The sequence below is a fragment of the Flavonifractor sp. An306 genome, assembly GCF_002159455.1.
In the GTDB taxonomy this organism is placed as follows: Bacteria; Bacillota; Clostridia; order Oscillospirales; family Oscillospiraceae; genus Flavonifractor.
Window position 1 is genome coordinate 1 of sequence record NZ_NFIQ01000206.1, and the last position, 1119, is coordinate 1119.

2 protein-coding genes are annotated in these 1119 nt (G+C 52.2%); both read left to right on the forward strand.

Annotated elements, in window-relative coordinates; all coding sequences use genetic code 11:
* The first annotated feature begins 102 nt into the window (after window positions 1–102).
* Window positions 103–318 (forward strand): hypothetical protein, encoded by a 216-nt coding sequence (locus B5F88_RS20955; RefSeq protein ID WP_162612267.1) that lies wholly within the window; start codon window positions 103–105, stop codon window positions 316–318.
* Window positions 319–335: 17 nt separating this feature from the next.
* Window positions 336–1119: recombinase family protein (locus B5F88_RS19660; RefSeq protein ID WP_087937068.1), on the forward strand; the 784-nt coding region annotated here is incomplete at its 3' end.

Below are 1119 nucleotides of genomic sequence, written 5' to 3' on the forward strand. Positions count from 1 at the left end.
TAAGGTCAAAAGGGAGGTTTTGAAGTTAGCGCAGCTAATGTTAGGCCTGTTTTGCTGCTCCAAAACAATATCATACCAATAAAAATTGCCTGCCGGCCCTCTATGAAGCGGGAGCGCCAATGTGAATTCTCCTCGGGCATTACCCATATGATAGAGGAACTGACGCGGCTGAAAAAGCTGCTGGAAGAGCTCGAGGAACCACTGGACCGCTTCGATGAGAAGCTTTTTACTGAGATTGTTCAGGCCATCAGTATCAGCCGCCGAGATGAAATGACAGTCACCCTCATCGGCGGGCTGAGATTCACTGAAATGCTCTGACAGAGAGGAACCTCGCCATGAAGAAGATACGCTATATCCCATACGGTTACACCATGAGAAATGGAAGGACAGTCATCGCACAAGATGAAGCTGCGGTCATCCGCGAGATATTCAGCGCCTACATCAACGGCGCATCCCTCCAAAGTATTGCCGAGCTGCTGACTGAGAGGAAGATCCCCTACAGTGAGAGAACGGACGTGTGGGATAAAGCTCGTATCGCACGAATCATCGGAAACGCCAAATACATTGGCGATGGGGAGTATGACCCGATCATTGAGGAAGAGCAGTATGAGGAAGCGGCTGCCGTGAAAACAGCCCGCCAGCGGAACACCTTCGAAAAAAATCTGGAGGGGATCGACCTGCTTCGGGATCTGGTCCGATGTGCGGAGTGCGGAGCCCCTATGCGGCGAAGGGTGAGCAATAAGCACCGGATTCGCGAGAGATGGGATTGCACTAATCCTGATTGCGGTCAGCGCATACGGATTTCCGATACACACCTGTTGGAAAAGGTGGCAATCCTGATGAACCGCATCATCGCCAATAGCTATCTGCTCATCCCTCGCCCCAAAAAGCGAAAAGAGCTGTCGGCGGAAGCCCAGCGAATCAACCGGGAAATTGATGCCGAACTGGAGCGGGATGACCCCAGCGATGCACTGATTATCGTCAAAACAATCGAAATGGCAGAGCGGCTCTATGCTGAGAGCGATGCCCATCTACAGATTGCTGCATCCATCGCCCGAAAGCGGGTAAGTCTGATGACTCCCCAGGAGGAATTCAGCCCGGCCTACTTTAGTGACATCG